Below are 1,468 nucleotides of genomic sequence, written 5' to 3'. Positions count from 1 at the left end.
CAGATTGTTGCGCAAGGGGCCGTAGACCAGCCAGTCGCCCAGGCGGTATTTGATCGAATCGATCAGGCTGATGGGTTTGCCGTCCATGCGGTCCGGCCCCACGCGGCGGGCCAATGCCATGCAGGTGTGGAACATCTTGCGCTTGATGGCGCCGGCGTCTTCCATGCGGATCATGACGCTGGTGAGCAGGCCTTCGAACACGCGCGGCGGGGCGAAGTAGTAGGTGGGGCCGACTTCCTTCAAGTCGATGGTGACGGTGGAGGCGGACTCGGGGCAGTTGACGACGTAGCCGGCGGCGAGCCACTGGGCGTAGCTGAAGATGTTCTGCCCGATCCAGGCCGGGGGCAGGTAGGCCAGCACTTCGTCGGCGGAGGTGAGTTTGTCGAAGGCCGCCCCGACGAAGGCGCGGTTGATCAGGGTGTTGTGGGTGTGCACCACGCCCTTGGGGTTGCCGGTGGTGCCGCTGGTGAAGAACATGGCGGCCACGTCGTCGGGCTGGCCAAGCTCGACCTGCTGGCGAAACAGCTGGGGGTGCGCCTGGGCCTCGGCGCGCCCGGCGGCGATCAGCGACTCCATCGCGCTCAGGCCGGGCTGGTCGTAGTTGCGCAGACCGCGCGGGTCGTCGTAGTAGATGTGGCTGAGCTGCGGGCAGCGCTCGCGGATCTCCAGCATCTTGTCGACCTGTTCCTGGTCTTCCACCACGCACATGCGCACGTCGGCGTTGTTGATGGGGAAGACACACTCGGCGGCCACGGCGTCCTGGTACAGCGGGATCGGGATCGCGCCCAGCGACTGCGCGGCCAGCATGGTGGCGTACAGGCGCGGCCGGTTCGCACCGATCACCACCATGTGTTCCCCCCGCCGCAGGCCCGCCTGGTGCAGCCCGCACGCCAACGCCTCGACCAGCTGCGCCATCGCTGACCACGTCGTCGTCTGCCAGATCCCGTATTCCTTCTCGCGCATCGCGGGCCGGTCTCCGCGCTCTGTCGCCTGCGTCAGCATCAATCGGGGGAAAGTCGTGTTCACCGTTCTTCTACCTTTGCAGCGCCCAACAGATCAGGCCATTGGCGGTTGGAGCGCGGGGCCCAATTCGATCTGTACATTGTCATAGTAAGCAATCGCTAGTTTGATATAGTCTGCTCGGCGAACGGCGCGATGTCAATGAGGAGAGGGGTGGGAATTCCCTAGCCGGACATGTGCCCGTACCCGTGCCTCAAAAATTTTTTGGAGACTTGAAGATGCAGTTGCCCGGCTTGAACTTCCAACTCGGTGAAGACATTGACGCGCTGCGCGACGCGGTGCGCGACTTCGCCCAAGCCGAGATCGCCCCGCGCGCGGCCGAGATCGACCGAGCTGACCAGTTCCCCATGGATGTCTGGCGCAAGATGGGCGAGCTGGGCGTGCTCGGCATCACCGTGGGCGAGGAATACGGCGGCGCGAACATGGGTTACCTCGCCCACATGATCGC

General features: G+C 64.7%; 2 protein-coding genes. One reads left to right on the top strand and one right to left on the bottom strand.

Translation table 11 applies throughout. The features are described from left to right. Window positions 1–1,026, bottom strand: a 1,026-nt coding sequence (locus tag FFS09_RS30495) for an AMP-dependent synthetase/ligase (protein WP_137922647.1), incomplete at its 3' end; no start/stop codon positions are given. A 212-nt stretch (window positions 1,027–1,238) separates the two neighbouring features. Between FFS09_RS30495 and FFS09_RS30490 the strand changes: the two genes are divergently transcribed. Continuing rightward, the coding region (locus tag FFS09_RS30490; RefSeq protein ID WP_171020283.1) for an acyl-CoA dehydrogenase family protein at window positions 1,239–1,468 on the top strand (230 nt) is incomplete at its 3' end.

The sequence above is a fragment of the Hydrogenophaga sp. 2FB genome (genome assembly GCF_005503365.1).
Lineage (GTDB): Bacteria > Pseudomonadota > Gammaproteobacteria > Burkholderiales > Burkholderiaceae_C > Hydrogenophaga.
Note: the sequence above shows the minus strand (reverse complement) of the source record. Positions and strands in the feature narration are given on the sequence as shown.